The organism is Serinibacter arcticus (genome assembly GCF_003121705.1).
Classification (GTDB): Bacteria; Actinomycetota; Actinomycetes; order Actinomycetales; family Beutenbergiaceae; genus Litorihabitans.
The window spans coordinates 703,998-730,991 of the sequence record NZ_PYHR01000002.1 but is presented as its reverse complement, the minus strand read 5'-3'; the positions used below and the strand labels follow the sequence as shown (position 1 = coordinate 730,991).

Sequence of the window (26,994 nt, the reverse complement as noted above, 5' to 3'; positions counted from 1 at the left end):
CCAGCTCCACCCACGCTCGATGCGGCCACCGGTCGCGTCGGAGGCTCAGCGCGTCCACGTCGTCCGCGGGTGGCGTGGGGTGGGTGGGGTTTTGTGGGGCCGTTCATGGCGGTGTTCACGTTGGTGTTCATCGCACCGTTGGCCTACTCCCTGTACATCTCCCTGTTCCGTTCCCAGCTGGTGGGGGGACGGTGTTCGTGGGGTTGGACAACTACGTCCGGGCGTTCGGTGATGCGCAGTTCTGGAACGGTGTGGGCCGGGTGAGCCTGTTCCTGGTGGTGCAGGTTCCGATCATGTTGGGGATCGCGATGCTCGTGGCCCTGGCGGTGGACTCGGGCCGCCTGTACGGGAAGGACTTCTTCCGCATCAGTGTGTTCATGCCGTACGCGGTGCCGGCGGTGGTCGCGGCTCTGATGTGGGGGTTCATGTACGGGCCGAGGTTCGGGCTGGTGGGTTACATCAACGACTTCTTCGGGTGGAGCATCCCCAACCCGTTGGGGCCGGAGTGGGTGCTGCTGGCGATCGGGAACATCGTGACGTGGTCGTTCGTGGGCTACAACATGCTGATCTTCTACTCCAGCCTCCGCACGATCCCGGTCTCGCTGTACGAGGCGGCCGAGCTGGACGGGGCGCGGCAGCATCACGTGATCCGTCACATCAAGATGCCCGCGATCCAGGGCTCGATCGCGGTCGCGCTGATCTTCTCGATCATCGGGTCCTTCCAGCTCTTCAACGAACCCTCGATCCTGCAGAAGCTGGCGCCGAACGCGATCACCACCTACTTCACCCCGAACCTGTACGCCTACAACCTGTCCTTCGCCGGTCAGCAGTACAACTACGCCGCTGCGGTAGCGATCATCATGGGGATCTTCACCATGGTCATCGCCTACGTCGTCCAGCTGCGCGGCATGCGGAAGGACGCCTGATGACCACCACCACCCCCACCACGACCGTGGGCGTCTCCACCACCAAGTCCCGCTCCGCGGGTCCGCGGCTGCGGTCCCGCAAGGCTCACAGCAACGACAAGCCCCGCCGGAACGTCCTGCTGACGGTGTTGACCGCGATCGTGCTGCTGTACGCGCTGCTGCCGCTGGCGTGGCTGCTGATCAGTGCGACGAAGACGCAGCCGGATCTGCTGTCCACGTTCGGGTTCTCCTTCGGGGACTCCTTCGCCCTGCTGGACAACATCGCCAACACGCTGGCCTACAACGACGGGATCTTCCTGCGCTGGCTCGCGAACACGCTCATGTACGTGGTCCTGGGCGCCGGTGGTGCGACGCTGCTGGCGATCCTGGGCGGCTACGGTCTGGCGAAGTTCACCTTCCCCGGCAAGAAAGCGATCTTCGCGATCGTGATCGGCGCCGTGGCGGTGCCCGGGACGGCGCTGGCGGTCCCGACGTTCTTGATGTTCTCCCAGATGGGCCTGACCAACACGCCCTGGTCGGTCATCATCCCCTCGCTGATCTCCCCGTTCGGGCTCTACCTGATGTGGACCTTCACCACCCAGGCCGTCCCCACCGAGCTGATGGAAGCCGCCCGCATGGACGGGTCGAGTGAGTTCCGCACGTTCTGGCAGGTCGCTCTGCCGCTCCTGGCGCCGGGGACGGTCACGGTCCTGCTGTTCACGACCGTGGCGACGTGGAACAACTACTTCCTCCCGCTGATCATGCTGAAGGACCCCGCCTGGTACCCGTTGACGATCGGTCTGAACGCGTGGAACGCCCAGGCCTCCACCGTCGGCGGCCAAGCCATCTTCGACCTCGTCATCACCGGCTCCCTCCTGACGATCATCCCCCTGATCATCGCCTTCCTCTTCCTCCAACGCTTCTGGCAGTCCGGCCTCGCCGCCGGCTCCGTCAAGGAGTAACGGCACTGGGGAAAGTGTCGAGTTCGTCGGCAGAGGGCGTCGGCGTATCGCGGACCCCGCAGATCAGCTGGCATGGTGACGTGCTCGCCGATGAGTCGTCCGTGGGCCCGGGGCGTGGTCATCGCTCGCCCCATCCGGTTACCGGCAAGGTGGCGAGCTCGGCCAGGGCGGCCGACTCTTCCGTCGGGCCGAACCGGCTGGTCGGCAGGGCCGGAGATTGCTGCTCCAGCGGCGCCTCGGGGACCGGCATCCGTCCCCGCAGTGAGGCGAAGTAGTCCAGCAGATCCTGCCTCATCCAGTACAGCCGGGCGGTGCGTAAGGAGGTGAGGCGGAACGGGGCGGGGAAGCCGACGCCAGCGACGAGGCTGCGGGTGGCTCGCTCTCCCAGGCGCAGTGCCTGGGCAAGGTGCTCGAGGGTTCAGATCGAGTCCGTCAGGTCGACCGCTGGCAACGGGGTGGTCCGCGGATTCATGACCGGGACCGTCCGAGGGGGCACCGATCGCGCAGACACGACCCGGAACGTGTGGCAGAACGACGGCAACCCCGCCGCCCGGAGGGCGACGGGGTTGCCGTCACTGCAGTCAGAGGCTCATGCCCCCGCGACGATCAGACGTCGTAGTACAGCTCGAACTCGTGCGGCGTCGGGCGCAGCTGCACCGGGTCGACCTCGCGGGTGCGCTTGTAGTCGATCCACGTCTCGATGAGGTCCGGCGTGAAGACGTCGCCCTCGGTGAGGTAGTCGTGGTCGGCCTCGAGCGCGTCGAGGACGGCGGGCAGGGAGCCCGGGACCTGCTGGATCGAGGCGTGCTCCTCGGGGGGCAGCTCGTACAGGTCCTTGTCGACCGGGTCCGGCGGCTCGATCCGGTTCTTGATGCCGTCGATGCCGGCCATCAGCATCGCGGAGAACGCGAGGTACGGGTTCGCCGACGGGTCGGGCACGCGGAACTCCACGCGCTTGGCCTTGGGGGAGTTGCCCGTGATCGGGATGCGGATGCAGGCCGAGCGGTTGCGGGCCGAGTAGACCAGGTTGACCGGCGCCTCGTAGCCCGGGACCAGACGGCGGAAGGAGTTCACCGACGGGTTGGTGAACGCCAGCAGCGACGGCGCGTGGTGCAGCAGGCCACCGATGTACCAGCGGGCCAGGTCGGACAGGCCGCCGTAGCCGGCCTCGTCGAAGAACAGCGGCTTGCCGTCCTTCCAGAGGCTCTGGTGCGAGTGCATGCCCGAGCCGTTGTCCTGGAACAGGGGCTTCGGCATGAACGTGGCCGTCTTGCCGGCCTCGTAGGCGACGTTCTTGATGACGTACTTGAACTTCATCAGGTCGTCGGCCGCGGTGCGCAGCGACGCGAACCGGTAGTTGATCTCCTGCTGGCCGGCGGTGCCGACCTCGTGGTGCGCGCGCTCGACCTCGAGCCCGACCTGACCCAGCGTCGTGACCATGTCGTCACGGAGGTCGGCGAACTTGTCGCTCGGGGAGAGGGGGAAGTAGCCGCCCTTGAAGCGGGTCTTGTACCCGAGGTTGCCACCCTCCTCCTCGCGGCCCGTGTTCCACGCGGCCTCGACGGAGTCGAGGTGGTAGTAGCTCGCCTGCGGGGAGGACTCGTAGCGGATGCTGTCGAAGAGGTAGAACTCGGCCTCGGCGCCGAAGTAGACGGTGTCGGCGATGCCGGTCGACTTCAGGTACGCCTCCGCCTTCGAGGCGATCTGGCGGGGGTCACGGGAGTAGGGCTCGTCCGTGAAGGGGTTGACCACCGAGAAGTAGACGACCAGCGTCTTCTGCTTGCGGAACGGGTCGATGAAGGCGCTCGTCACGTCCGGGATGAGCTTCATGTCGGACTCGTGGATCGCCTGGAAGCCGCGGATCGACGAACCGTCGAACATCAGGCCCTCGGTGAACGCGTCGTCGTTGAACGCCTCGGCGGGGATGTTGAAGTGCTGCTGCACGCCAGGCAGATCGATGAACCGGACATCGATGAACTTGACATCCTGCTCGCGCGTGAAGGCGATGGCCTCCTCGGCAGAACTGAACATGGGGCTCCTTCGTGGGTAGTTCCCGGGGTCGTGTGAACGCTAGGGCAGGCCGATGACACCCCCGTGACCCTTGTGTGTCGAGCAGGTTACGCACGGCGCAGCCCCGACCTCGGGGGTGGCCGGGTGGATCACGGACGGCAGAGCCCTCGTCCACCCTGACCGTACGATCATTCGGTGACCTCCGCACCTGACCACCCAGTGACTGAGACGCGTCCGCAGCACTGGGGACGCCGCCTCCTGGCGCTGGCGATCGACTGGGGCATCGCCGTCGCGATCAGCGCCGGCTTCTTCGACTACGAACCGCTCGTCACGCTCGGCATCTTCGCCGCGATGACGCTCCTGCTCGTCGGCACGGTCGGCTTCACCATCGGTCACCGCCTGCTCGGCCTGCGCGTCTACCGGATCCTCGACGGCGGGAGCCCGCCCCGTCCGCTGCAGACGCTCGTCCGAACCCTGCTGGTGTGCCTCGCGCTGCCCGCCGTGATCCCGGGACCCGACGGTCGTGGCCTGCACGACCTCGCCGCCGGCACCCGCATCGACCGGTTCCACCTCTCCTGATCTCCCTGGGGCGGAGGTCCCCGGGACGGAAGTCCCCGGGACCTCGGCCTCAGGAACGCGGGCACCGGCGCTCCTAGCGTGGAAGACATCAGTCCACCGATGTCAGGAGCCCACCGTGACCACGATCGCAGACACCACCACCGCCGACGCCGAGGGCGTCGTCGAGGAGGCCCTGGACGCCCGGGCCCCCGCCGTCGACCCGGTCCGGGCGCACATCGACGCGCTGGTGGCGCGAGGACAGATCGCGCTGACGGAGTACGCCGCCCTCGACCAGAAGGCGATCGACCACATCGTGGCGAAGGCCGCCGTCGCCGCGCTCGACAAGCACGGCGACCTCGCCGAGCTCGCCGTCGCCGAGACCGGCCGAGGCGTCTTCGAGGACAAGGCCGTGAAGAACATCTTCGCGTGCGAGCACGTGACCAACTCGATGGCGGAGCTGCGCACCGTCGGCGTCATCTCGCGGGACGAGCTCACCGGGATCACCGAGATCGCCGAGCCCGTCGGCGTCGTCTGCGGCGTCACACCGGTGACCAACCCGACGTCGACGGCGATCTTCAAGTCGCTCATCGCGCTCAAGACCCGCAACCCGATCGTCTTCGCGTTCCACCCGGGCGCCCAGGAGTGCTCGGTCGCCGCGGCGACGGTCGTGCGCGACGCCGCGGTCGCCGCCGGCGCTCCCGCCGACTGCATCCAGTGGGTCACGATGCCGTCGCTGCAGGCGACGAGCTCACTCATGAACCACGACGGCGTCGCGCTGATCCTCGCGACCGGCGGCAACGCGATGGTCAGGGCCGCCTACTCGTGCGGCAAGCCCGCGCTCGGCGTCGGCGCAGGCAACGTGCCCGCATACATCACGCGTTCGGCCAAGCTCAAGCGCGCGGTCAACGACGTCGTCCTGTCGAAGGCGTTCGACAACGGCATGATCTGCGCCTCCGAGCAGGCGGTCGTCCTCGACACCGAGATCTACGACGAGGCGATCGCCGAGTTCCGTCACCTGCACGCCTACGTCGCCGACGCCCGCGAGAAGGCGCTCCTGGAGCGCTACATCTTCGGGGTCGAGGCGTACGGCGAGACCTGCGGGGGAGCGAAGCTCAACGCCGCCGTCGTCGGCCAGCTCCCCGCCTGGATCGCCGCCCAGGCCGGCTTCGAGGTGCCCAGGGACACCTCGGTCATCCTCGTGGAGGTGGACGAGGTCGGACCGGCCGAGCCGCTGACGCGCGAGAAGCTCGCCCCGGTGCTCGCCGTCCTGCGCGCCTCCTCGGCGGAGGAGGGCATCCGGCTGGCGGAGGAGATGGTCGAGTTCGACGGCCTCGGTCACTCGGCAGCGATCCACACCGAGGACGCGGCGCTGGCGGAGGAGTTCGGCTCCCGGGTGAAGGCGGTCCGGATCATCACGAACGCCCCCAGCTCGCTCGGCGGCATCGGCGACATCTACAACGCCTTCGTCCCCTCGCTCACGCTGGGCTGCGGCTCGTACGGCCACAACTCGGTCTCGAACAACGTCTCGGCGATCAACCTCGTCAACATCAAGCGGATCGGTCGGAGGAACAACAACTTGCAGTGGTTCAAGGTGCCCGCGAAGACCTACTTCGAGCGAGGAGCCATCCGCTACCTGGCCGACATGCCCGACGTCGCGCGCGTCACCATCGTGACGGACGCAACGATGACGACGCTCGGATTCGTCGACCGCGTCATCGACGTCCTGAACCGCCGCGGCACCAAGGTCGCGCTCCAGATCATCGACCAGGTCGAGCCAGAGCCGAGCGTCCAGACCGTGCAGAAGGGGGCCGAGCAGATGCGCCACTTCGAGCCCGACACGATCATCGCCCTCGGTGGCGGCTCACCGATGGATGCCGCCAAGGTCATGTGGCTGCTGTACGAGCACCCGGAGATCGACTTCTCCGACCTCAAGCAGAAGTTCTTCGACGTCCGCAAGCGCGCGTTCAAGTTCCCGACGCTCGGCGCGCTCGCGCAGCTGGTCTGCATCCCGACGACGTCGGGAACCGGCGCCGAGGTGACCCCGTTCGCCGTCATCTCCGACCCGGAGGCCGGCAAGAAGTACCCGCTGGCCGACTACGCGCTCACGCCGTCGGTCGCGATCATCGACCCGGTCCTGACGGCGATGATGCCCGCCTCGCTCGCCGCCGACTCCGGTTTCGACGCCCTGACCCACGCCACCGAGGCCTACGTCAGCGTCTACGCCAACGACTTCACCGACGGCCTGGCGCTGCACGCCATCAAGCTGATCTTCGACAACCTGGCCCAGTCCGTGAACGGCGACCGCAACGACCCCCTGACCGCCACGGCGCGCGAGAAGATGCACAACGCCGGCACCATCGCCGGCATGAGCTTCGGGAACGCGTTCCTCGGGATCGTGCACGCGATGGCCCACGTCCTCGGGTCGACCTTCCACCTGGTCCACGGACGGACCAACGCCACGCTGCTCCCGCACGTGATCCGCTACAACGGCACGGTCCCGACCAAGCTCACGAGCTGGCCGAAGTACGAGCACTACGTCGCGCCCGAGCGCTTCCAGCAGATCGCCCAGCACCTGGGGCTGCCGGCGGGCTCCCCGGAGGAGGGCGTCGAGTCCTATGCTCGGGCCGTCGAGGCGCTCCGCGCCCGGGTCGGCATCCCGCAGTCCTTCCAGGCGCAGGACGTCGACGAGACCGAGTTCGTCTCCCGCCTCGACGAGGTCGCCACGGGCGCGTACGAGGACCAGTGCGCTCCCGCCAACCCCCGCATGCCGATGCGGGAGGACATGAAGGAGATCATGCTCGCCGCCTACTACGGCACGTCCGTCGAGGAGGTCCGCGCGCGCCGCGAGGAGGTCGTGGCGAGCTGATCGCCAGCCAGGACACCGGTGCCCTCACACCGGTGCGGGGCCCCGCAGCCGTCGGCTGCGGGGCCGTCGTCCGTCGTCACGCGTCGTCGATGGCGACGGCGCCGGCCTCGGCGCGCTCGCGCAGCGCGTCGTTCATCGCGACGAAGTCGGGGAGCGTGTTCTCCCTCAGCCACCCCGTGAGGAACGGCACGGCGATTCCGCGGAAGTCCTCGACCTGCACGAGAACGGTCCCGCCCGTGTCGGTCTCCCGCAGCTCGAAGGAGTGCTCGCCGTCGAAGAGACCGCCGAGCAGGAGCCGCCCCTCCCAGCGCAGCTCCTCCTCCGGTCTCACCTCGCGCACCACGGGCTCGAACACCAGGGCGTCGTCGGAGGCGTCCGTCGCGAACCGCAGCGTCTCCCCGACGGCGAGCTCCCCGGCCATGCCGACGAGCGCCGGGTTCCACTCGGGGTAGGCACCGAAGTCCGTGAGCACGTCCCACACCACCTCGCGCGGGGCGTCGATCTCCACCGTCGACTCGAGCCGGTAGGGGTGGGCGCGCTGCCCGAGGGCGGCGCCGACGAGGACGACGACGATCCCGAGCGCCACCAGCGCGCGACGGCGGCGCCGGCGTCGTCGGTCGAGCGCCGGGCGGGGGCGTTCCGTCGTCGTCATCCCGCCACGCTAGGTCGGCCGGGTGAACCCGACCGGCGCCGGGGGAGTCCCGCGGGTGAACGCACGACGCCCCCGGACCTTCCGGTCCGGGGGCGTCGCGCACGGGCGCGGTGGTTCAGCGGCCGCGCATGCCCTTGCGGTCGGGGCGCATGCGCGTGGGGTCGACGCCCTTGGGCACCGGGATCCGCGCGGCGCCGAGCGCCTTGAGGCGCTTGGTGATCTCGGCGACCTCGGCGGGCGTCAGCTTGCCCTTCTGCTTGCGGACGGCGGCGGCGACCTTGGGCAGGGGGACCTGCCCCTCCTCGCGACCCGTCTGGATCAGGTGGACCGGGACGTCGGGCACGAGGCGCGTCGCGCGCTTGCGCTCGCCCTCGAGGAGGCGCTGCTGCACGCCGCGCGAGCCGCCGTCGGCGATGAACACGACGCCGGGGCGTCCGATCGCGCGGAAGACCATGGCCTGCGAGCGGGCGTCGACGGCGACGGGCTGCTCCTCGATGTTCCAGCCGCGACGGATCGTGCCGAGTGCGGCGGAGACGGCACCGGGCTGACCCTCGAGGCTCGAGTACGCGGCGCGCTCGGCCCGTCGCGACAGGAAGATCGTCGCGATCAGGATGCCGAGCGGGATGCCGAGGAAGAGGCCGTACGGTCCCTGGTTGAACAGGGCTCCGACGCCGAAGCCGACACCGGCGGACGCCACGAGGATGCCCAGCATGATCCAGGGGACGCTGGGGTCGGCCTTCCGCGTCATCTGGAAGACGTCCCAGACCTGGTGATACCAGCGGCGCTTCTTGACCTTGGGCTTCGTGGGCTCGGACGAGCCAGATGATGAACGGGCCATGATGACGCACAGCCTACCGGTGACCGGGGCGTCCGGCGGCCCTGTGGACGACGAGCGGAAGCGGTGCCCGACAGGGTGAGATCGGGGGATGACCTCCCGCCGTCCGTCAGGCCGCCGGCCCGCCCTCGGGCAGGACCGCGAACCGCCACCGCTCATCGGGGTGCCGGGACTCGAGCTCGGCCTGACCCGGCACGGGGCGATCACCGCCAGGGAGTACGACGGCGCCCTCGTCGCCGTGGTCCTCGTCCCGCCCGACGACGCGGAGGGTGACGGCGTGCGGCGGCGGCTCGACGCGCTGCTGGAGGTCGACGACCCGCACCTGGTGCACGTGCGGCGCGTCGTCCCGACGCTCGACGGCGGACTCGCGGTGGTCAGCGACCTGCCCGTCGGGCCCTCGCTCACCACGGCGGTGGGCGTCGGCGCGCTGCGGCCGGACGCCGTCGAGCGCCTCCTGCGCGACCTCGCCCTCGGCCTGGACGCCCTGCACGGCCGCGGCCTCGTCCACGGCCGGCTCGCGGCCGACGACGTCGTGCTGGCCCACGGTGGCGCGCGGCTCGGCGGGCTCGTGCCACGGGAACAAGGGGCGCGCGCGCCGAGCCAGGTCGCGCCCGAACGGCGGCCGGTCGGCGGTGCTGCCGCAGCTGCGGCGACGCCCGCGAGCGACGTCTGGGAGCTCGCGGCCCTCGTGGCCGCCGCGCTGGGGGAGACGCGGCGCGTCGGCGCGCCCACGCTCGACCCGGCCGTCGCCGGGGTGCTCGACGACGCGTCCGTCCTCGACGCGAGAGCGCGGCCCACGGCGGCCGAGGTGGCCGACGTCGCCGGACGGGCCGTCGCCCGACGGGACGGGGCGGGTCCGATCTGGGGCGCGCTGGCGCCGGATCGTGAGGTGCTGGACGCGCTCGCACGGGAGGCCGCGCGCGAGGTCGTCCTGCTGGCACCAACCCGTCGGGCGGGCCGGCGGGGGCGCACGACGGCGGGGCGTCCGCCCCGCCGCAGGTTCGCCGCCGTCGGCGCGGCCGCGCTCGGCGCGGCGGCGGCCGCGATCGTCGTCGCCGGCCCGCCTCAGCTGGGGAGCGGCGACGTCGGCGAGGCCGCGATCGCGCCGTCGTCGATCGCGCAGGCGTTCGCCCGCCGCGACGCCGCGCTGGAGCAGCGCAGCCTTCCGCTGCTGGCCACCGCCGTCGCTCCGGGGACGCGGGCGTGGCACCGGGACACCCGGCTCGTGCTGGCGCTGCAGCGCGAGGGGATCCGCCTCGGCGGCGTCCGCACGGTCGTGGGACCGGGGCTCGGGCGCGGGGGGCTGGCCCTCGGTCAGGCCGCGCACGTCCGGGACGACGGCGTCGGCCGCGTGGTCGTCGGCCCGCAGCCGGCGACGTGCGTCGTCGCGGAGATGAGCGTCGCGGAGGTCCGACCGGGCGCCGTCGGGCTCCGCCTGACGGAGTGGGGCCCGTGCGGCTGACGTGTCAGCCGACGAGCTCGGCGGCCGCCGCCTCCAGGCGCGGGTGGGTGAAGACGAAGCCGTCGGCCTCGAGGACAGTCGGCAGCACGCGCTGGGAGTTCAGGAGCTCTGCGGCGAAGCCACCGAGACCGATCCTGAGGGCGATCCCGGGGACGGGCACCGTCGCGGGGCGGTTCAGGGCGCGGGCCAGCACCCGCGTGAGCTCGGCGTTCCGCAGCGGTTCGGGGGCCGTGAGGTTGACGGGACCGGTGACGTCGGAGGTCACCAGGTGCGCGAGCGCGCGGACCTCGTCGGTCAGGGTGATCCAGGGCCACCACTGGCGGCCGTGCCCCATCGGACCGGCGACGCCGAGGCGCAGCAGGGGGAGCAGCCTGCCGAGCGCGCCGCCGTCGGGCGTGAGCACCAGCCCGGTGCGCGCGTGCGCGACCGACAGCCCGGCGTCGCGCGCGGGCTGCGCCGCGGCCTCCCACGCCTGGGTCAGCTCGGCGAGGAACCCCTCACCGGGTCCGGAGGTCTCCGTCAGCTCCTCCTCGTCGCGGTCGGCGTAGAAGCCGACCGCCGAGCCGGCGACCAGGCGGCGGGGTCCGCCGACCTCGGCCATCCGGCGGGCGATCAGCGAGGTGGTGGAGGTGCGCGAACGGAGCAGCTCGCGCCGCCGCGACGAGGTCCACCGCTTGTCGGCGACACCCGCACCGGACAGCACGACGACGGCGGAGACGCCGTCGAACGCGGAGTCGGGAAGGACGCCGTCCTCGGGCGCCCACGTGACCTCGTCGGGTCCCGACGCCGGGCGCCGCACGAGGCGGCGGACACGAGTTCCGGTCGCCTCGAGGTGCGCCACGAGGGGGGAACCGATCAGCCCGGAGGCACCGCCCACGAGGACGGTGGCTCCGGGCTGATCAGTGCTCATCGCTGGATCGCCTTCGTCTCGATCAGAGACCGAGGTCGCCTTCGAAGGCGCCCTCCTCGAGCCGACGCTTGACGGCGCTGAGGTAGCGGCCGGCGTCCGCGCCGTCGACGAGACGGTGGTCGTAGGAGATCGCCAGGTAGACCATCGAGCGGATGGCGATGGAGTCGCCGTCCGGGCCCGAGACGACCACGGGACGCTTGACGATCGTGCCGACGCCGAGGATGCCGACCGTGGGGGTCGGGACGATCGGGGTGTCGAACAGGGCGCCGGCGCTGCCGGTGTTGGTCAGCGTGAACGTCCCGCCCGACAGCTCGTCCGGGCCGACCTTGTTGTCGCGCGTGCGCGCCGCGAGGTCGTTGATGCCCGCGGCGAAGCCGGCGATGTCGAGGTCGCCCGCACCCTTGAGGACCGGCGTGAGCAGGCCGCGCGGGGTGTCGACGGCGATGGAGAGGTTCTCCGTGTCCGGGTAGACGACCTGGTCGCCGTCGATGCGGGCGTTGAGCTTCGGGAACGCCTGGAGCGCTTCGACCGCGGCCTTCGCGAAGAACGGCAGGTAGGTCAGCTTCTGGCCGGTCGCGGCCTGGAAGGCGTCCTTCTTGGCGGCGCGCAGGGCGGCGACCTTCGTGACGTCGACCTCGACCACCGTGGTGAGCTGGGCCATCGTCTGCAGGGCCTCGACCATGCGGACCGAGATGACCTTGCGCAGGCGCGACATCTTCTCGGTGGTGCCGCGGAGCTCGGAGACCTCGAGCGTGGTGGGGGCCGGAGCGGCGGGGGCGGACGCGGCGGCGGGAGCGGCCTTGGGCGCGGCGGCCTCGAGGACGTCCTGCTTGCGGATGCGGCCGCCGACACCGGTGCCCGTGACCGAGGACAGGTCGACGCCGTGCTGCGAGGCGAGCTTGCGCACGAGCGGGGTCACGTAGACCCCGGCCGTGTCGGGGAGCGGGGCCGGAGCGGCCTCGGCGGGAGCGGACTCCTGCTTGGGCTCCTCCTTCTTGGGCTCAGCCTTCGGCTCCTCCTTCTTGGGCTCCTCAGCCTTGGGCTCCTCAACCTTGGGCTCCTCGGCCTTCGGCTCCTCCTCGGCAGGCTCCTCCGGAGCGGACTCCGGCTCGGGTGCGCTCTGCGCGGAGGCGTCGCCGACGATCGCGACGACCGTGCCGACGTCGACCGTCTCGTCCTCGGCGACCTTGATCGCCAGCAGCGTGCCGGCGACGGGCGAGGGGACCTCGGTGTCGACCTTGTCGGTGGAGACCTCGAGCAGCGGCTCGTCGACCTCGACGCTGTCACCGACCTCCTTGAGCCAGCGCGTGACCGTGCCCTCGGTGACGCTCTCGCCCAGGGCGGGGAGTGTGATCTCGGTGCCGGACGCCTCGCCGGAGGACTGGGTCCCGGCGGCGGGCTTCTCGGCCGGTGCGGACTCCTCGGCCTCGTCGGAGGTGGCGGGCTCGGCCTGCTCGGGGTCGGACGAGGCACCGGACGTGGCCGGCTGGGGCTCGTCGGCCTGGATCGACTCCTCCTGCGCGGCCGGGGCCTCGTCGTCGGAGCTGTCGGACCCGGCGGAGCCGGACCCGTCACCGATCACGGCGAGCTCGGTGCCGACCTCCACGGTCTCGTCCTCCTCGACCAGGATCTTCTCGACCACGCCGGCGACGGGGGAGGGGACCTCGGTGTCGACCTTGTCGGTCGAGACCTCGAGCAAGGGCTCGTCGACCTCGACGCTCTCGCCGACAGCCTTGAGCCACCGCGTCACGGTGCCCTCGGTCACGCTCTCGCCAAGCGCGGGCATCTTCACGGACTCGGACATGGTGTCTCCTTCGGTTGGTTCTCAGCTGTGAGCATGCAGCGGCTTCCCGGCGAGCGCCAGGGCGGCCTCTCCGAGTGCCTCGTTCTGGGTGGGGTGGGCGTGGATCAGGCCGACGACGTCCTCGGGGTGGGCCTCCCAGCCCACGAGCAGCTGCGCCTCGCCGATCTGCTCACCCATGCGGGAGCCGATCGCGTGGACGCCGAGCACGGGGCCGTCGACCAGGCGCACGAGGTGCACGAAGCCGGTCGTCCCGAGGATCTGGCTGCGGGCGTTGCCGCCGAGCGGGTAGGTGGCGGTGGTGACGTTCTCCGCGCCGTGGAGCTCCTGCGCGGCCGCCGTCGTCAGTCCCACGGACGCGATCTCGGGATCGCTGTAGGTGACGCGCGGCAGGTGGTGCTCCGGCACGGCGACGGGATCGGTCCCCGCGATCCGCTCGGCGACGGCGATGCCGTGGCCGAACGCCCGGTGGGCGAGGGCGTACCCGGCGACGAGGTCGCCGACCGCCCAGACCCGGGGCACGCTGGTGAGGAGGCGCTCGTCGACCTCGACGTACCCGCGTTCGGTGCGCACACCGGCGTCCTCGAGGCCGAGGCCGTCCGAGACGGGCTCGCGTCCGACGGCGACGATCACGACGTCGACCGTGTGCGCCTCGCCGCCGACCTCCACCACGACGTCGTCGGCCGACTCCGTCACCCCGCCGACGACGCCGCCGGTGACGACGGTGATGCCGCGGACCCGCAGCGCCTTGGCCAGCGCGGCCGAGACCGTCGGCTCCTCGGCGGGGACGAGCCGGTCGGCCGCCTCCACGAGCAGCACCTCGGCGCCCAGCGAGCGCCACAGGCTGGCCATCTCGACGCCGATCACGCCGCCGCCGATCACGGCGAGGCGGGCCGGGACGGCGGTGAGGGCCAGGGCGCCGTCGCTGTCGATGACGCGCGGTCCGGGCCGGACCCAGGAGGGCCAGCGCGGCCGGGAGCCGGTGGCGAGCACGAGGTGGCGGCCGGTGATGCGACGGCCGTCCACCTCGACCACGACGGCGGAGGAGGTCACCTCCGCGACGCGGCCGTGGCCGGCCACGACGTCGACGGCGCGCGAGCGCAGGAGGCCGGTCAGCCCGCGGTGCAGGCGGCCGACCACGCCGTCGCGGTAGGCGGTGACGGCGGGGAGGTCGACGCCGTCGAGCTGCGCCAGCACCCCGACGGAGGCCGCGTGCCTGACGGCGTCGGCGACCTCGCCGGAGTGCAGCATCGCCTTGGTGGGGACGCAGCCGCGGTGCAGGCACGTGCCGCCGACCCGGTCGGCCTCGACGAGCGCGACCGTCAGACCGAGCTGGGAGGCGCGCAGGGCGGTCGCGTACCCGCCGCTGCCGCCGCCGAGCACGACGACGTCGCGGACGAGGTCCACCTCTGGCACGTCGCTCCCTGGGGTCTGGGGTTCGAGCGCTCGGGATCGAGCACCTGAGTGGTTCTATCTTGGCACCGCCGAGCGCCGCCGGGGTTCACCGGCGGCGCTCGGGGCGTGAGCCGGGGCGCTCTAGCGGGTCGCGCCCGTCGCGGAGACGTTCTCCAGGTAGGCCAGGAGCGTGCGCACACCAGCGCCCGTACCGCCCTTGGGCGTGTAGCCCCACGGCTTGCTCTCGTTGAACGAGGGGCCGGCGATGTCGACGTGGGCCCAGGGGGTCGAGCCGACGAACTCCTTGAGGAAGACACCGGCCGAGAGCATGCCGCCGAACTTGTCGCCGATGTTGGCGATGTCCGCGACGGGGGAGTCGAGCCCGGCCCGCAGCTCCTCGGGCAGCGGCATCGGCCACGCGCCCTCGCCCGCCTCGCCGGCGGCGGCCACGACGGCGTCGCGCACCCCGTCGTCGCCCATGACGCCCGCGACCCTGGTGCCCAGCGCGACGAGCTGGGCGCCGGTGAGGGTGGCGATGTCGATGACGGCGTCGGGCTCGAGCGCGACGGCGTCCACCAGCGCGTCCGCCATCACGAGTCGACCCTCGGCGTCGGTGTTGAGCACCTCGACGGTCGTGCCGCCGCGCATGGTCAGGACGTCGCTGGGGCGCTGGGCGGCGCCCGACGGCATGTTCTCGGCCAGGGCGAGGAAGCCGGTGACCTTGACCGGCAGGCCGAGCTCGGCCGCGGCGAGCACGGTGTGGAGCACGGCCGCGGCGCCGGCCATGTCGCTCTTCATCGCTGCCATGCCGGCCGGCGGCTTGAGCGAGAGGCCGCCCGAGTCGAACGTGATGCCCTTGCCGACGAGCGCGACGTGCGCCTTGGCGCGGGCGGGGGAGTAGGTGAGCGTGACGAGGCGGGGCTCGTTGACCGACCCCTGTCCGACGCCGACGAGGCCGCCGTAGCCCCCGGCGCGCAGCGCCTTGAGGTCGAGGACGGCGACCTTGACCTTGGCGGCGGACGCCGCGGTCCTGGCGGTGTCCGCGAAGACGGCCGGCGTCAGGTCGGCGGGCGCGGTGTTGACGAGGTCGCGCGTCGCGCTGACGGCGCGGGCGACGACCTGGGCGCGCTCCACCCCGATGCGGACGTCCTTGCTGCGGGCCTTGGCGGTGACGACGCGGATCTCGATGTCCGCGGGCGTGCCTCGGTAGCGCGTGAACCCGTAGCTGCCGAGCAGCGCGCCCTCGTAGGAGGCCGACACCATCGTGGCGGTGTCGGCCGGCGGCACGACGGCGAGGGTCCGGTGGCCGGTCGCGGCGCGCGCGGCGGCGCCGGCGGCGCGGCGGACGGCCTCGGCGGTCGGCTCGTGGGCCTCGTCGCCCCCGACACCGGCGAGGACGACGACGGACGCGCGCAGCAGCGGCGAGGCCGGGATGACGGTGATCTCCTCGGCCTTGCCGGTCAGGCGGAGCGCGGCGACCGCGTCGAGCAGCTCGTCGGCGAGGGACTCCGAGGCGTCGGCGAGGACGCGGGCCGTCCCGGGTTCGCCGCCACCGCCGCCGAGGAAGATGACGAGGGCGCTGGCGTCGATGGACTCGAGGGTGCGGGTGGTGAGCATGGGTGAGGACGGCATGATCTCGATGGTAGTCGCGCCGGAGGGTCCGCAGCCGGGCGGCGGGGATAGTGTGGGCCGGTGCTCGTGGTCCTGGTCCTCGTCGGCGCGCTCGCCGCGACGCTCGCCGTCTGGGCGACCGTCCGGGCGGTCAGGGACGAGGCCGTCCGGGGCGACCAGCTCCCGGCGATCATCACCGTCGAGGTGGCGCTCGTCGTCCAGGCCGTGGTGGTCGGGGTCCTGCAGGCCGGCGGGCACGACGTCCCCGACGGGGTCCTCCTGTGGGGCTACCTCGTCACCTCGCTGGTCCTCCTGCCCGTGGCCTTCGGCTGGGCGTTCGTGGAGCGGACGCGGTGGAGCTCGGTGGTGCTGGCGATCGCCGCCGCCGTCGTGGTCGTGCTGCAGGTGAGGATCTGGCAGCTGTGGCAGTGAGGATGGGGCAGTGAGAAGAGTCAGATCAGCAGCGCCGGAGTCACCCGCCCCGTCCGGCGAGGAGGCGGGCGACCCGCGTCCGCGCGCCTACGGGGCCGGTCGCGCGCTCGTCGCCGTCTACGGCATCCTCGCGCTCGCCGCGACCGCCCGCTCGCTCTACCAGCTCACGACGAAGGCGTCCGAGGCGCCGCTGGCGTTCGCGCTCTCCGCCGTCGCCGCGCTGATCTACGTCGTCGCGACCGTCGCCCTGGCGCACAACGGCACGCGGATGCGCCGCGTCGCGTGGGCCGCCGTGATCATCGAGCTCGTCGGCGTCGTGGCCGTCGGCATCTGGTCGTTCGCCTCGCCCGAGAGCTTCCCCGAGGCGACCGTGTGGTCGCACCTGGGTCAGGGCTACGGCTACGTGCCCGCCGTGCTGCCGGTGCTCGGCCTGTGGTGGCTGTGGCGCTCCGACCCGGCCCGCCTCGTCCGGGCCGAGGGTCTGCCGAGAGGCTAGGTTGGTCGGGTGCCCTCAGCCCACCCCCTGTACGACCTGATCTTCCGCACCGCGTTCACCCGGCTGGACCCCGAGGACGCCCACCACACCGCCGCGTCGGCGATCGCGCTGGTCGGCCGGGTGCCGGTGCTGCGGTCGGCCGTCGCCGCCACCTTCGGCCGGCTGCCCCGCGCGGGCGTGCGTGGGTCCGGCAGCGCCGGCGAGCTCGTGATGTTCGGCCGCCACCTCACCGGTCCGCTCGGCGCCGCCGCGGGCTTCGACAAGGACGCGCGCATGGTGCTCGGCCTGCTCGCGCTCGGGTTCTCCCACGTCGAGATCGGCACGGTCACCGCGCACCCGCAGCCCGGCAACGACCGGCCCCGGCTCTTCCGCGAGGTGGACAGGCGCGCGCTCGTCAACCGCATGGGGTTCAACAACGGCGGCAGTGCCGCCGTCGCCGCACGCCTCGCCCGGCTGCGTCGCACCCGGGCCGGGGCGGCCGCCGTCATCGGCGTCAACATCGGCAAGACGAAGGTGACGCCGCCCGAGCACGCCGCGCAGGACTACGCGCTGAGCGCGCGTGCCCTGGCGCCGTCGGCGGACTACCTCGTCGTCAACGTCTCGAGCCCGAACACCCCGGGACTGCGGGACCTGCAGGCCGTCGCCACGCTCCGGCCGATCCTGTCCGAGGTGCAGCGGGCCGCCGACGGCGCCGCACGGCGCCGCGTCCCCGTGCTCGTGAAGATCGCGCCGGACCTGTCCGACGACGACGTGCGCGACGTCGTCGCGCTCGTGCGCGAGCTCGACCTCGCCGGGGTCGTCGCGACCAACACGACCATCGACCACGACCACGGGGCCGGAGGGCTGTCGGGGGAGCCGCTGCACGCCAGGGCGCTCGAGGTGGTCGCGCTGGTGCGCACCGAGCTCGGTCCCGACCGCGTGCTCATCGGCGTCGGCGGGATCTCCGACGCCGGCAGCGCCGAGGCGATGCTCGCGGCCGGCGCCGATCTCGTCCAGGCCTACAGCGCCTTCGTCTACAGCGGGCCGGCCTGGCCGGGCAAGGTCAACCGCGCGCTCGCGCGGCGTCGCTGAGACCGGAGCACCCGACGCGGCCGACGGGACGCGACAGGGCCGGACGCCTCGGCGTCCGGCCCTGTCGTCTGACGGGTGTGGCGGTCAGGCGGTCGGGTACTCGCCGCGCTTGACCTGGGGCTTCGGCATCCGCGTCGGGCGCATCTGGAACGAGCGCAGGACGGCGTACATGATGCTGCCGCGCTGGACCTTGTCCTCGCCGAACGTCTGGCGCAGGCGCTTGCGGACGCGTCGCGCCATGAGCACGGAGTCGAGCACCGCGATCGCCACGAGGCCGTACAGCGCGAGGATCAGCGGCAGCGCGAACTCGGGGCGATTGCCGACGACGAACGTGCCGATCACGAACACGAAGGCGACGGGGAGGAAGAACTCGCCCAGCGACCAGCGGGCGTCGACGTAGTCGCGGATGAACCGGCGCTGGACGCCCTTGTGCTGCGCGGGCAGGTACCGGTCGTCGCCGGTGACCATCGCCTGGTTCATCTGGGCGCGGGACTCGGCGTTGCGACGGCGCTGCTCGGCGCGGGCGACCTTGGGGTCGTTGTGCACGAGGGGCCGGCGATTCTTCGCCTCGGACTCGCGGCGGGTCGGCGTGGGTCGTCCCTTGCCCGCCGCCGCATTCATGGCGGCGTCGAGGCTGCCGACGTCCTCCGCCTTGATGGTGGAGTCGGGGGAGGTCGTGGAGTCCTTCTTGCGTCCGAACACACCTCGAGGATAGTCGAGCCGGGGTAGGTTCGGACGCGTGCCCGAGACAGCCGCTTCCCGCCCCCTGCCCCTGTCCACCGACCTCGTCGCGTCGCTGACGACGCGCACCGAGGCCGCCTTCCCCCGGGTGGTGGACGACCTCGTGGACCTGGTGCGGATCCCGTCCGTGTCGGCCCCGGCCTTCGACCAGGCGTACGTCCGCGCGAGCGCCGACGCCGTGGCCGCCCTGCTGGGCGAGCTGGGCCTGGCGGTCGAGATCCTCTCCGTCCCCGGCGGCGCCCCCGCCGTCGTCGCTCACCACGACGCGGGCGACGAGGCCCCGCACGTCGTGCTCTACGCCCACCACGACGTCCAGCCGCCCGGCGAGGGCTGGACGAGCCCGCCCTTCGAGCCGCGTCGCGACGGCGAGCGGCTGTACGGCCGCGGCGCGGCCGACGACAAGGCCGGCGTGATGGCCCACGTGGGCGCCCTGCGGGTGCTGCGCGAGGAGTACGGCGACGACCTCCCCGTGAGCGTCACCGTCTTCGTCGAGGGTGAGGAGGAGATCGGGTCGCCGACCTTCGGCGCGTTCCTCGCGGCGCACGGCCACCGCGTGGCCGGCGACGTGATCGTCGTCGCGGACTCGGCCAACTGGAAGGTCGGCACCCCGGCCCTGACGACGTCGCTGCGCGGACTCGTGGACCTCACGGTCCGTCTCGACGTGCTCGACCACGCCGTGCACTCGGGGATGTTCGGCGGCCCCGTGCTCGACGCGCTCACGCTGACGGCGCGCCTGGTCGCGACGCTGCACGACGACGACGGGAGCGTCGCCGTCGCGGGCCTCGTCCACGGCAGCGCCGCCGAGCTCGACTACCCCGAGGAGATGTACCGCGAGGAGGCCGGGGTGCTCGACGGCGTCGTGCTCGCCGGCCGCGGCACCATCCAGGACCGGCTCTGGGCCCAGCCCGCGATCGCGCTGATCGGCCTGGACGCCCCGTCCGTCGAGCACGCCTCGAACACGATCCGGCACACGGCGACGGCGAAGATCAGCATGCGGCTGGCCCCGGGGCAGGACCCGCTGGCCGCCCAGGAGGCGCTGGTCGCACACCTCGAGGCGAACGCCCCGTTCGGCGCCCACCTGACGATCACACCGGGGGAGCGCGGGAGCGCGTTCCTCGCGCCGTCGGACAGCCCCGCCATGACGCTCGCCCGCAGCGCGTTCGCCGCGGCGTGGGGCACCGAGCCCGTCGACGTCGGGATGGGCGGCTCGATCCCGTTCATCGCGGACCTGCTCGAGCTCGCGCCGCAGGCCGAGATCCTCATCACCGGGGTCGAGGACCCCGATTCGCGCGCCCACAGCACGGACGAGTCGGTCGACCTGCACGAGCTGCAGCGCGCCGTGCTCGCCGAGGTGCTGCTCCTCGCGTCGCTGCGTCCCTGACACCGCGGTGCGCATCGTCCTGACCGCCGGCGACCTGGGCGGGCTGCCGGGTCGGGAGGTGGCCGACGCGCTCGCCGCGGGCTGGCGCGAGGCCAACCCCGACGCCGAGGTGGTCGCGCGCGGTGCGTCGGACGGGGCCGGCGGCCTGCTGGACGCCGTCGAGGCCGCCCTCGGCGGGTCCCGCGTCGTCACGACGGCGTGGCGCGGCGACCTCGAGCCGCCGACCCCGGTCCCCGTCGTCGTGCTGCACCGCGGCGGGACCGTCTACGTGCAGGCGCGCGACGTCCTCGGCGACGGCGCGACGGCGACGCTCGCGTCGGCCACCCGCGGCACCTCCCACGGGCTGGGGCAGCTGGTCGCGGGGGCGATCGACGGCGGCGCGCGCCGCGTCGTCGTCGGCACCGGCACGCCCGCCACGCTCGACGCGGGCGTCGGGATGCTCCGGGCGCTGGCCGGCCACGAGCCGCAGCCCGGCGACCACGGCCTCGAGCGGTCGGTGCTGGAGGACCTGGTGGCGTCGGCCCGTACCCGGTGCGACGGGGTCGAGCTGGTGCTGGTCGCCGACGAGCTGGTGCCGGCGCGCGGCCTGCGCGGCGCCGCGGCCCGCCTCATCCCGGTCCTCGGGCCCGCCGAGAGCCAGCTCCTGGACACCGCGCTCGCGCCGGTCGCGGCCGTGCTGGGGGAGTCCGTCCCCCGCCGTCGCGACCTGCTCGGGTCGCCGGGCGCCCCGACGCCCGCCGGCGGGGCGGTCGGGTCGGGCTGCGGCGGCGGCCTCGGCCTCGCCGTCGCCGCGCTCGGGGGACGGGTGGTGGCGGGACCGGCCTTCGTCGCCGCCGAGACGGATCTCGTCGGCCTGACGGCGGGGCGGGACCTCGTCGTCGTCCTCACGGAGCGGATCGATCCGGTGGAGGCCGACCGCGGGGTGCTGGCCGCCGTGGCGGGGGCGGCCGCCGCGCACGGCGTGGCGGTGCTCGCGCTCGGCCGGAGCGTCCGGCTGGACCGGCGGGCCGCGGCGACGGCGGGCGTGAGCGCGACGGCGGAGCTCACCGGCGCGGGGGTGGCCGACGGTCCGGTGACCGCCGACGAGCTGCGGTCCGCGATCGGCCGGCACGCCCTGGCCTGGCGCTGGTGAGGCCAGAACGGGCCCGTCGGGCGAGGCGTACGATCGGAGGGTGAGGCGCGGGCCTCGCCCGCCCACCACCAGCCGAGGAGAGATCGATGACCGAGACCGTCACCGCCCAGACCACCCAGCCGACCGTGGAGCAGGACCCCACCCACGAGGTGGGCCTGACGGACGTCGCGGCCGCCAAGGTGCGCGCGCTGCTGGACCAGGAGGGCCGCGACGACCTGCGTCTGCGCGTCGCCGTCCAGCCCGGCGGCTGCTCCGGCCTGATCTACCAGCTCTACTTCGACGAGCGCATGCTCGACGGCGACGCGGTGCGTGACTTCGACGGCGTCGAGGTCATCGTCGACAAGATGAGCGTCCCGTACCTCGCCGGCGCCACGATCGACTTCGCCGACACCATCGCGAAGCAGGGCTTCACGATCGACAACCCCAACGCGGGCGGGTCGTGCGCCTGCGGCGACTCCTTCCACTGAGCCGCTGACCCACCGATCCACCGGCCGGGCCTCCGCCCCGGCCGTCGTCGCCGCGCGTGGTGACGCCCAGGGAAAGCCCAGGTCCGCCTGGTAGACCCGTGCCTTCCGGCCCTTCCGGGTCGGGTCGAACACCGAGGAGAACCGCCTGTGCGCCGCCGTCTGATCGCCGTCCCGTCCGCCCTGCTCGTCGCAGCCCTGGTCCTCGGGGCCTGCAGCTCCGACCCGGACGACGGGGGTACCGAGAGCGGCTCGCCCACGAGCAGCGAGAGCGAGACGACGCCGACCGAGGTCGAGAGCGTCGAGAACGTCGTCGCCGGGAGCACCGCCGGCTTCACCGCGTCGGGCGAGTTCGGCGAGAAGCCGACGCTCGAGTTCACCGAGACCGATCCTCCGGAGGGCCTCCAGGCCGAGACCGTCACGGAGGGCGACGGCGAGGAGGTCGCCGCGGGCGACTACGTCGTCGCGCACTACCTCGGTCAGATCTGGGGGACCGAGACGGTCTTCGACAACTCCTACGACCGCGGCGCTCCCACCGGTTTCTCGCTCAATCAGGTGATCCAGGGCTGGTCCACCGGCCTGGTCGGCCAGAAGGTCGGCTCGCGCGTGCTCCTGACGATCCCGAGCTTCCTGGGCTACGCCGAGGGGCAGGGCGACATCAAGCCCGGTGACACGATCGTGTTCGTCGTCGACATCGCGGGCATCATCCCCGCCGACGGCACGGGCCAGGCCGATGCCGCCCCGACCGACGCCGAGGTGCCGGTGACCATCACGGGCGACCTCGGGTCCGCGGTGACGGGCGTGACCCTCACCGAGGGGGCCGGCGAGCCGACCGAGGCCACCACGACCGTGATCGCCACGGGGACCGGGCCCGAGATCGCCGAGGGCGACACCGCCGGCCTGCAGTACTACGTCACCAGCTGGGACGGCGCGCAGGTGCAGTCCACCTGGCCGCCGGAGGGCGTCGGCGCCCAGACGGCCACCATCGGCCAGGGCACCCCGTTCGACCAGCTCGTGGGCGTTCCCGTCGGCTCCCGCGTGCTGCTGCAGGTGCCGGCCGACGCGGCGTCGGGCAGCCCCGCCGTCGCCGTCGTGGTCGACGTCGTGGCCACCGTCCCGGCCTGAGTCCGACCGGCGCGCTGACGCCGCTTTCTGACGCCCGCGTCCCCCGGCGTCGCCTCACCGAGGCGATGCCGGGGGACGCGCCGCATCAGGCCGCGTGAAGGTGCTCCGACCCCCCTCGCGAGGCTAAGGTGACATCGTGTCGACAACGCCTTCTCCTCGCTCCCGGAAGCTCGCCGTCGCGGCGTCTGCCGTCGTAGCGACCGCCGTCCTCGCCGGCTGCTCGCCGGAGGCCCAGCGTGGCTTCCTGCCTGAGCAGGCGCCCGGCGCCACGAACCACACGGACATGATCATCTCCCTGTGGAACAACTCGTGGATCGCCGCCCTGGCCGTGGGTGTCCTCGTGTGGGGACTGCTCCTGTGGTGCGTCGTGGTCTACCGCCGGCGCAAGGGTGACAACCAGCTCCCCGTGCAGCTGCGCTACCACGTGCCCCTCGAGCTCATGTACACGTTCGTTCCGATCGTGATGGTGGGTGTCCTCTTCGCCTACACCTCGCGCTCGATGGGCGAGATCCTCGACACGTCGGCCGAGCCCGACGTCGAGATCGAGGTCGTCGGCAAGCGCTGGAGCTGGGACTTCAACTACACCGACTCCGACGTGCACTACTCGGGCGTCCAGGCGGAGCTCACCGGTGAGCTCGGCGTCCCGGACACTCTCCCCACGCTCTACCTGCCGCAGGGTCAGAACGTCGAGATCTCGCTGCGCTCCCGCGACGTGAACCACGCGTTCTGGATCCCCGGCTTCCTGATGAAGATGGACATGATCACCGGGCGGACGAACTCCTTCCAGCTCGTGCCCGAGAAGCTCGGGGTGTACGAGGGCAAGTGCGCCGAGCTGTGCGGCGAGTACCACGCCTCGATGCTCTTCAACGTCGAGGTCGTCACGCCCGAGGTGTACGAGGAGAAGATGGCCGAGCTCGCAGCGCAGGGCAACACCGGAGTGCTCGGGCCCGAGTTCGACGTCAAGCAGCACACGGGCAACCAGAGCGCGATCGGCAACGAGGAAGGCAGCGACCACTGATGGCTATCGACGAGGTCGTTCACATCGACTCCGCCCCGCGCCCGCCCGAGGAGCACGTCCCGGGTCTCGCGCCGTCGCGTCAGCGCCGCGGCAACGCCATCGTCAAGTGGATGACGTCCACCGATCACAAGACGATCGGCTACATGTACCTGGTGACGTCGTTCGTCTTCTTCTGCTTCGGAGGACTGCTCGCACTCGCCATCCGCGCCGAGCTCTTCTCGCCGGGCCGGCAGCTCTTCACGAGCGCCGAGCAGTACAACCAGTTCTTCACGATGCACGGCGGCATCATGCTGCTGCTGTTCGCGACCCCGCTCTTCGCCGCGTTCGCCAACATCCTGGTCCCGCTGCAGATCGGCGCGCCCGACGTCGCGTTCCCGCGGCTGAACATGTTCGCGTACTACCTGTACCTGTTCGGCGGCCTGATGGCCGTCGGCGGGTTCCTCACACCCGAGGGCCCGGCAGGGTTCGGCTGGACCTCGTACGTGCCGTTGGCGTCGGAGACGTTCTCGCCCGGGCTCGGCGCCGACCTCTGGCTCGTCGGGTTCGGCCTGACCGGCTTCGCGACGATCTTCGGCTCGGTCAACTTCATCACCACGATCATCTGCATGCGCGCGCCCGGCATGACGATGTTCCGGATGCCGATCTTCACCTGGAACATCCTCATCACCTCGGTGCTGGCGCTGATGGCGTTCCCGATCCTGACGGCCGCCTACTTCGGTCTGCTGGCCGACCGGCGCCTGGACGCCATGGTGTTCGACCCCTCGATGGGCGGACCGATCCTGTGGCAGCACCTGTTCTGGTTCTTCGGCCACCCGGAGGTCTACATCATCGCGCTGCCGTTCTTCGGCATCGTGTCCGAGATCTTCCCGGTCTTCAGCCGCAAGCCGATCTTCGGGTACAAGACCCTGGTGCTGGCGACGCTCTCGATCGCCGCGCTGTCGGTGACGGTGTGGGCGCACCACATGTACACGACCGGTGCCGTGATGCTCTCGTTCTTCGCGCTGATGACGATGCTGATCGCGGTGCCGACCGGGGTGAAGTTCTTCAACTGGATCGGCACGATGTGGCGCGGCAAGCTCACCTTCGAGACGCCGATGCTGTGGTCGGTCGGCTTCCTGGCGACGTTCCTCTTCGGTGGCCTGACCGGCGTCATCCTCGCCTCGCCCACCCTGGACTTCCAGCTGCACGACACCTACTTCGTCGTGGCGCACTTCCACTACGTCGTCTTCGGCACGGTCGTGTTCGCGATGTTCGCCGGCTTCTACTTCTGGTGGCCCAAGTTCACCGGCAAGATGCTCGACGAGCGTCTGGGCAAGATCCACTTCTGGATGACCTTCGTCGGCTTCCACACGACCTTCCTGATCCAGCACTGGATCGGCGCGAAGGTCATGCCGCGCCGCTACGTCGACTACCTCCCCGAGGACGGCGTCACGCTCTGGAACCAGATCTCCACCGTCGGGGCGTTCATCCTGGCCGCCGCCACGCTGCCGTTCATCTGGAACGTCATCAAGACGGCGCGCAGCGCGCCGCTGGTCACGGTCGACGACCCGTGGGGCTACGGACGCTCGCTCGAGTGGGCCACGTCGTGCCCGCCGCCGCGCCACAACTTCACCTCGATCCCGCGCATCCGCTCGGAGTCCCCGGCCTTCGACCTGCACCACCCCGAGGTCGCGGCCATGGACCACGTCGAGACCGATCCCGGCTTCCTGGACCAGATCTACGGCAACGCCGACATGCAGGGCTCGATCCAGGAGAGCGTCTCGAAGGAGGACCCGAAGTGAGCTCGCAGCAGACCGCCGGCCCCGACCGCAAGGTCCCGGCCTCCGGGAAGACCCGCCCGCCGATGTTCATCGAGACGGTCGTCTTCGGTGCCCTGGTGCCGTTCTTCCTGATCGTCGCCGCCTTCTACGGGTGGCTGACCGAGTTCGGCGAGCCCGTCGGCTTCATCGGCCTGCTGCTCCTCGCCGGCCTCGCCGGGCTGGTGGCCTTCTTCCTCGCCATCACGGCGCGCACGATCGACGCCCGTCCGGAGGACGACCCGCTCGGCACGATCGAGTCGGCCGCGGGGGAGTACGGCGAGTTCTCGCCCCACTCCTGGTGGCCGTTCGTGCTCGGGCTGGGGGCCGCCATCGTGTTCTTCGGCGTGGCCGTCGGCTGGTGGGTCAGCGGGGTGGGCGCGATCGTCGGCGCCATCGGCCTCGTCGGCCTCATCTTCGAGTTCTCGCGCGGGCAGCACGCGCACTGACCTCAACGCTTGACGGAACGGCGGGTGCCCCAGGCACCCGCCGTTCTGGCGTTCCTGGGCACCTCAACCGCTGAGTGCTGACCTGTTGACGGCTTCACCGGCGTGTTCCGGGCAACACCTCAGCACTCAGCGGGTGTGGGAGGGGCTGGGAGGGGCAGAGAGGGGCTGGGACGCCGAAGGGGCGCCTCCCCTGGGGGGAGGCGCCCCTTCGGCGTCTGCGGCGATCAGGCGGGCAGGATGAGCCCGTTGGTGCCGGCGGTCGTTGCGCGCGCGAGGCGAGCGGCGACGTCGTTCCAGTTCACGATGTTCCACCACGCGGCGATGTAGTCGGCGCGCACGTTGAGGTAGTCGAGGTAGTACGCGTGCTCCCACACGTCCAGCATGAGGAGCGGGATCAGGCCGAAGGCGAGGTTGCCCTGCTGGTCGTACAGCTGAGTGATGACGGGACGCGCGCCGAGCGTGTCCCACGCCAGCACCGCCCAGCCGGAGCCCTGCACGCCCGCGGCGACGGCCGTGAAGTGCTTCTTGAAGGCCTCGACGCCGCCGAAGAAGTTCTCCAGCGCCGTGAGCAGCTCGCCGGCAGGCTCGCCACCCTCGGGGGAGAGGTTCTCCCAGAACACGGTGTGGTTGACGTGGCCGCCGAGGTTGAAGGCCAGGTTCTTGGAGTGCAGGTTCACCGCACCGAGGTCACCCGACTCCCGCGCCTCCGCCAGCTTCTCCAGGGCGGTGTTCGCACCCGTCACGTAGGCCTGGTGGTGCTTGTCGTGGTGCAGTTGCATGATCTTGCCCGAGATGTGGGGCTCGAGGGCTGCGTAGTCGTAGGGAAGCTCGGGAAGTGTGTAGTCGGACATCGACTTTCCTCTCCATCGTCGGGGCGCGTCGACATGACGCGCTCTCTCGTACCTCTATTCCAACACCAACG

At 71.8% G+C, this 26,994-nt stretch carries 24 protein-coding genes and 1 pseudogene; 15 read left to right on the top strand and 10 right to left on the bottom strand.

All coding sequences use genetic code 11. From position 1 onward, the window contains the following. Window positions 1–105 precede the first annotated feature (105 nt). Both C8046_RS03410 and C8046_RS03405 read left to right on the top strand, forming a co-directional pair. A pseudogene (locus tag C8046_RS03410) lies at window positions 106–926 on the top strand (carbohydrate ABC transporter permease). Continuing rightward, entirely contained in the window at window positions 926–1,867 is a 942-nt protein-coding gene (locus tag C8046_RS03405) for a carbohydrate ABC transporter permease (protein WP_109228255.1), read from the top strand. The pseudogene C8046_RS03410 and the gene C8046_RS03405 overlap by 1 nt, the downstream one beginning before the upstream one ends. Window positions 1,868–1,985: 118 nt before the next feature. On the opposite strand, the gene C8046_RS18315 is transcribed toward C8046_RS03405, so the two are convergent. Continuing rightward, window positions 1,986–2,162: a hypothetical protein gene (locus C8046_RS18315; RefSeq protein WP_158277118.1), complete on the bottom strand. Its 177-nt coding sequence runs from the start codon at window positions 2,160–2,162 to the stop codon at window positions 1,986–1,988. Between the two features lie 311 nt (window positions 2,163–2,473). Next, window positions 2,474–3,898 carry a type I glutamate--ammonia ligase gene (glnA, locus tag C8046_RS03400; protein WP_109228254.1) on the bottom strand — a complete coding sequence of 475 codons (1,425 nt, stop codon included), beginning with the start codon at window positions 3,896–3,898 and terminating at the stop codon, window positions 2,474–2,476. Between the two features lie 174 nt (window positions 3,899–4,072). Between glnA and C8046_RS03395 the strand changes: the two genes are divergently transcribed. Both C8046_RS03395 and adhE read left to right on the top strand, forming a co-directional pair. Beyond that, entirely contained in the window at window positions 4,073–4,456 is a 384-nt protein-coding gene (locus C8046_RS03395; protein WP_146197051.1) for an RDD family protein, read from the top strand. A gap of 124 nt (window positions 4,457–4,580) precedes the next feature. Continuing rightward, window positions 4,581–7,301, top strand: coding sequence for a bifunctional acetaldehyde-CoA/alcohol dehydrogenase (adhE, locus tag C8046_RS03390; protein WP_419183573.1), 2,721 nt, complete (start codon window positions 4,581–4,583; stop codon window positions 7,299–7,301). 76 nt (window positions 7,302–7,377) lie between these two features. Here the strand turns inward: adhE and C8046_RS03385 are convergent, their stop codons facing one another. Both C8046_RS03385 and C8046_RS03380 read right to left on the bottom strand, forming a co-directional pair. Next, window positions 7,378–7,953: an SRPBCC domain-containing protein gene (locus C8046_RS03385; RefSeq protein ID WP_109228252.1), complete on the bottom strand. Its 576-nt coding sequence runs from the start codon at window positions 7,951–7,953 to the stop codon at window positions 7,378–7,380. A gap of 115 nt (window positions 7,954–8,068) precedes the next feature. Next, entirely contained in the window at window positions 8,069–8,791 is a 723-nt protein-coding gene (locus C8046_RS03380; RefSeq protein WP_109228251.1) for a DUF4191 domain-containing protein, read from the bottom strand. 88 nt (window positions 8,792–8,879) lie between these two features. Here C8046_RS03380 and C8046_RS03375 point away from each other — a divergent pair, with 88 nt between their 5' ends. Beyond that, a complete protein-coding gene (locus tag C8046_RS03375; protein WP_109228250.1) occupies window positions 8,880–10,250 on the top strand; it encodes a hypothetical protein in 1,371 nt (456 codons plus the stop codon). 4 nt (window positions 10,251–10,254) lie between these two features. Here the strand turns inward: C8046_RS03375 and C8046_RS03370 are convergent, their stop codons facing one another. The 4 genes from C8046_RS03370 to C8046_RS03355 all read right to left on the bottom strand — a co-directional run bounded on the left by C8046_RS03370 (window position 10,255) and on the right by C8046_RS03355 (window position 15,988). Further along, on the bottom strand, window positions 10,255–11,160 hold the full coding sequence (locus tag C8046_RS03370) for a TIGR01777 family oxidoreductase (protein ID WP_109228249.1): 906 nt from the start codon (window positions 11,158–11,160) through the stop codon (window positions 10,255–10,257). A 22-nt stretch (window positions 11,161–11,182) separates the two neighbouring features. After that, a complete protein-coding gene (gene sucB, locus C8046_RS03365) occupies window positions 11,183–12,964 on the bottom strand; it encodes a 2-oxoglutarate dehydrogenase, E2 component, dihydrolipoamide succinyltransferase (protein ID WP_109228248.1) in 1,782 nt (593 codons plus the stop codon). A gap of 21 nt (window positions 12,965–12,985) precedes the next feature. After that, window positions 12,986–14,377, bottom strand: a complete 1,392-nt coding sequence (gene lpdA, locus C8046_RS03360) for a dihydrolipoyl dehydrogenase (protein WP_109228247.1) — start codon at window positions 14,375–14,377, stop codon at window positions 12,986–12,988. A gap of 120 nt (window positions 14,378–14,497) precedes the next feature. Continuing rightward, complete coding sequence (locus tag C8046_RS03355) at window positions 14,498–15,988, bottom strand: leucyl aminopeptidase (RefSeq protein ID WP_109228246.1); 1,491 nt, start codon at window positions 15,986–15,988, stop codon at window positions 14,498–14,500. Window positions 15,989–16,048: 60 nt separating this feature from the next. Here C8046_RS03355 and C8046_RS03350 point away from each other — a divergent pair, with 60 nt between their 5' ends. Genes C8046_RS03350 through C8046_RS03340 form a run of 3 tightly spaced genes read left to right on the top strand, consistent with a single transcriptional unit; the run spans window position 16,049 to window position 17,966 of the window. After that, on the top strand, window positions 16,049–16,399 hold the full coding sequence (locus tag C8046_RS03350; protein WP_109228245.1) for a hypothetical protein: 351 nt from the start codon (window positions 16,049–16,051) through the stop codon (window positions 16,397–16,399). Between the two features lie 10 nt (window positions 16,400–16,409). Next, window positions 16,410–16,895, top strand: coding sequence for a hypothetical protein (locus C8046_RS03345; protein ID WP_199224378.1), 486 nt, complete (start codon window positions 16,410–16,412; stop codon window positions 16,893–16,895). Window positions 16,896–16,904: 9 nt separating this feature from the next. Further along, complete coding sequence (locus C8046_RS03340; RefSeq protein WP_235866069.1) at window positions 16,905–17,966, top strand: quinone-dependent dihydroorotate dehydrogenase; 1,062 nt, start codon at window positions 16,905–16,907, stop codon at window positions 17,964–17,966. A gap of 84 nt (window positions 17,967–18,050) precedes the next feature. Here C8046_RS03340 and C8046_RS03335 read toward each other — a convergent pair whose 3' ends face one another. Further along, window positions 18,051–18,668, bottom strand: coding sequence for a DUF3043 domain-containing protein (locus C8046_RS03335; RefSeq protein ID WP_235866066.1), 618 nt, complete (start codon window positions 18,666–18,668; stop codon window positions 18,051–18,053). 37 nt (window positions 18,669–18,705) lie between these two features. Between C8046_RS03335 and C8046_RS03330 the strand changes: the two genes are divergently transcribed. The 7 genes from C8046_RS03330 to C8046_RS03300 all read left to right on the top strand — a co-directional run bounded on the left by C8046_RS03330 (window position 18,706) and on the right by C8046_RS03300 (window position 26,072). Beyond that, window positions 18,706–20,088: a dipeptidase gene (locus tag C8046_RS03330; protein WP_419183542.1), complete on the top strand. Its 1,383-nt coding sequence runs from the start codon at window positions 18,706–18,708 to the stop codon at window positions 20,086–20,088. A gap of 7 nt (window positions 20,089–20,095) precedes the next feature. Then, window positions 20,096–21,220, top strand: coding sequence for a glycerate kinase (locus C8046_RS03325; protein WP_158277117.1), 1,125 nt, complete (start codon window positions 20,096–20,098; stop codon window positions 21,218–21,220). 86 nt (window positions 21,221–21,306) lie between these two features. Next, on the top strand, window positions 21,307–21,687 hold the full coding sequence (locus tag C8046_RS03320) for a HesB/IscA family protein (protein WP_109228243.1): 381 nt from the start codon (window positions 21,307–21,309) through the stop codon (window positions 21,685–21,687). Between the two features lie 147 nt (window positions 21,688–21,834). Continuing rightward, window positions 21,835–22,809: an FKBP-type peptidyl-prolyl cis-trans isomerase gene (locus C8046_RS19875; protein WP_109228242.1), complete on the top strand. Its 975-nt coding sequence runs from the start codon at window positions 21,835–21,837 to the stop codon at window positions 22,807–22,809. A 136-nt stretch (window positions 22,810–22,945) separates the two neighbouring features. Next, window positions 22,946–23,827, top strand: a complete 882-nt coding sequence (coxB, locus tag C8046_RS03310; protein ID WP_328587567.1) for a cytochrome c oxidase subunit II — start codon at window positions 22,946–22,948, stop codon at window positions 23,825–23,827. Beyond that, window positions 23,827–25,608, top strand: coding sequence for a cytochrome c oxidase subunit I (gene ctaD, locus C8046_RS03305; protein ID WP_109228240.1), 1,782 nt, complete (start codon window positions 23,827–23,829; stop codon window positions 25,606–25,608). The genes coxB and ctaD overlap by 1 nt, the downstream gene beginning before the upstream one ends. Next, window positions 25,605–26,072: a cytochrome c oxidase subunit 4 gene (locus C8046_RS03300; protein ID WP_328587566.1), complete on the top strand. Its 468-nt coding sequence runs from the start codon at window positions 25,605–25,607 to the stop codon at window positions 26,070–26,072. Before ctaD ends, C8046_RS03300 begins: the two co-directional genes overlap by 4 nt. Before the next feature lie 224 nt (window positions 26,073–26,296). On the opposite strand, the gene C8046_RS03295 is transcribed toward C8046_RS03300, so the two are convergent. Further along, window positions 26,297–26,923, bottom strand: coding sequence for a superoxide dismutase (locus tag C8046_RS03295; RefSeq protein WP_109228239.1), 627 nt, complete (start codon window positions 26,921–26,923; stop codon window positions 26,297–26,299). Window positions 26,924–26,994 lie beyond the last annotated feature (71 nt).

What these genes read in the sequence shown, in the direction of transcription:
- C8046_RS03405 (WP_109228255.1), top strand. Translation starts at nt 926, where the DNA reads ATGACCACCACCACCCCCACCACGACCGTGGGCGTCTCCACCACCAAG.
- C8046_RS18315 (WP_158277118.1), bottom strand. Translation starts at nt 2,162, where the DNA reads ATGAGGCAGGATCTGCTGGACTACTTCGCCTCACTGCGGGGACGGATG.
- glnA (WP_109228254.1), bottom strand. Translation starts at nt 3,898, where the DNA reads ATGTTCAGTTCTGCCGAGGAGGCCATCGCCTTCACGCGCGAGCAGGAT.
- C8046_RS03385 (WP_109228252.1), bottom strand. Translation starts at nt 7,953, where the DNA reads ATGACGACGACGGAACGCCCCCGCCCGGCGCTCGACCGACGACGCCGG.
- C8046_RS03380 (WP_109228251.1), bottom strand. Translation starts at nt 8,791, where the DNA reads ATGGCCCGTTCATCATCTGGCTCGTCCGAGCCCACGAAGCCCAAGGTC.
- C8046_RS03375 (WP_109228250.1), top strand. Translation starts at nt 8,880, where the DNA reads ATGACCTCCCGCCGTCCGTCAGGCCGCCGGCCCGCCCTCGGGCAGGAC.
- C8046_RS03370 (WP_109228249.1), bottom strand. Translation starts at nt 11,160, where the DNA reads ATGAGCACTGATCAGCCCGGAGCCACCGTCCTCGTGGGCGGTGCCTCC.
- sucB (WP_109228248.1), bottom strand. Translation starts at nt 12,964, where the DNA reads ATGTCCGAGTCCGTGAAGATGCCCGCGCTTGGCGAGAGCGTGACCGAG.
- C8046_RS03355 (WP_109228246.1), bottom strand. Translation starts at nt 15,988, where the DNA reads ATGCCGTCCTCACCCATGCTCACCACCCGCACCCTCGAGTCCATCGAC.
- C8046_RS03320 (WP_109228243.1), top strand. Translation starts at nt 21,307, where the DNA reads ATGACCGAGACCGTCACCGCCCAGACCACCCAGCCGACCGTGGAGCAG.
- ctaD (WP_109228240.1), top strand. Translation starts at nt 23,827, where the DNA reads ATGGCTATCGACGAGGTCGTTCACATCGACTCCGCCCCGCGCCCGCCC.
- C8046_RS03295 (WP_109228239.1), bottom strand. Translation starts at nt 26,923, where the DNA reads ATGTCCGACTACACACTTCCCGAGCTTCCCTACGACTACGCAGCCCTC.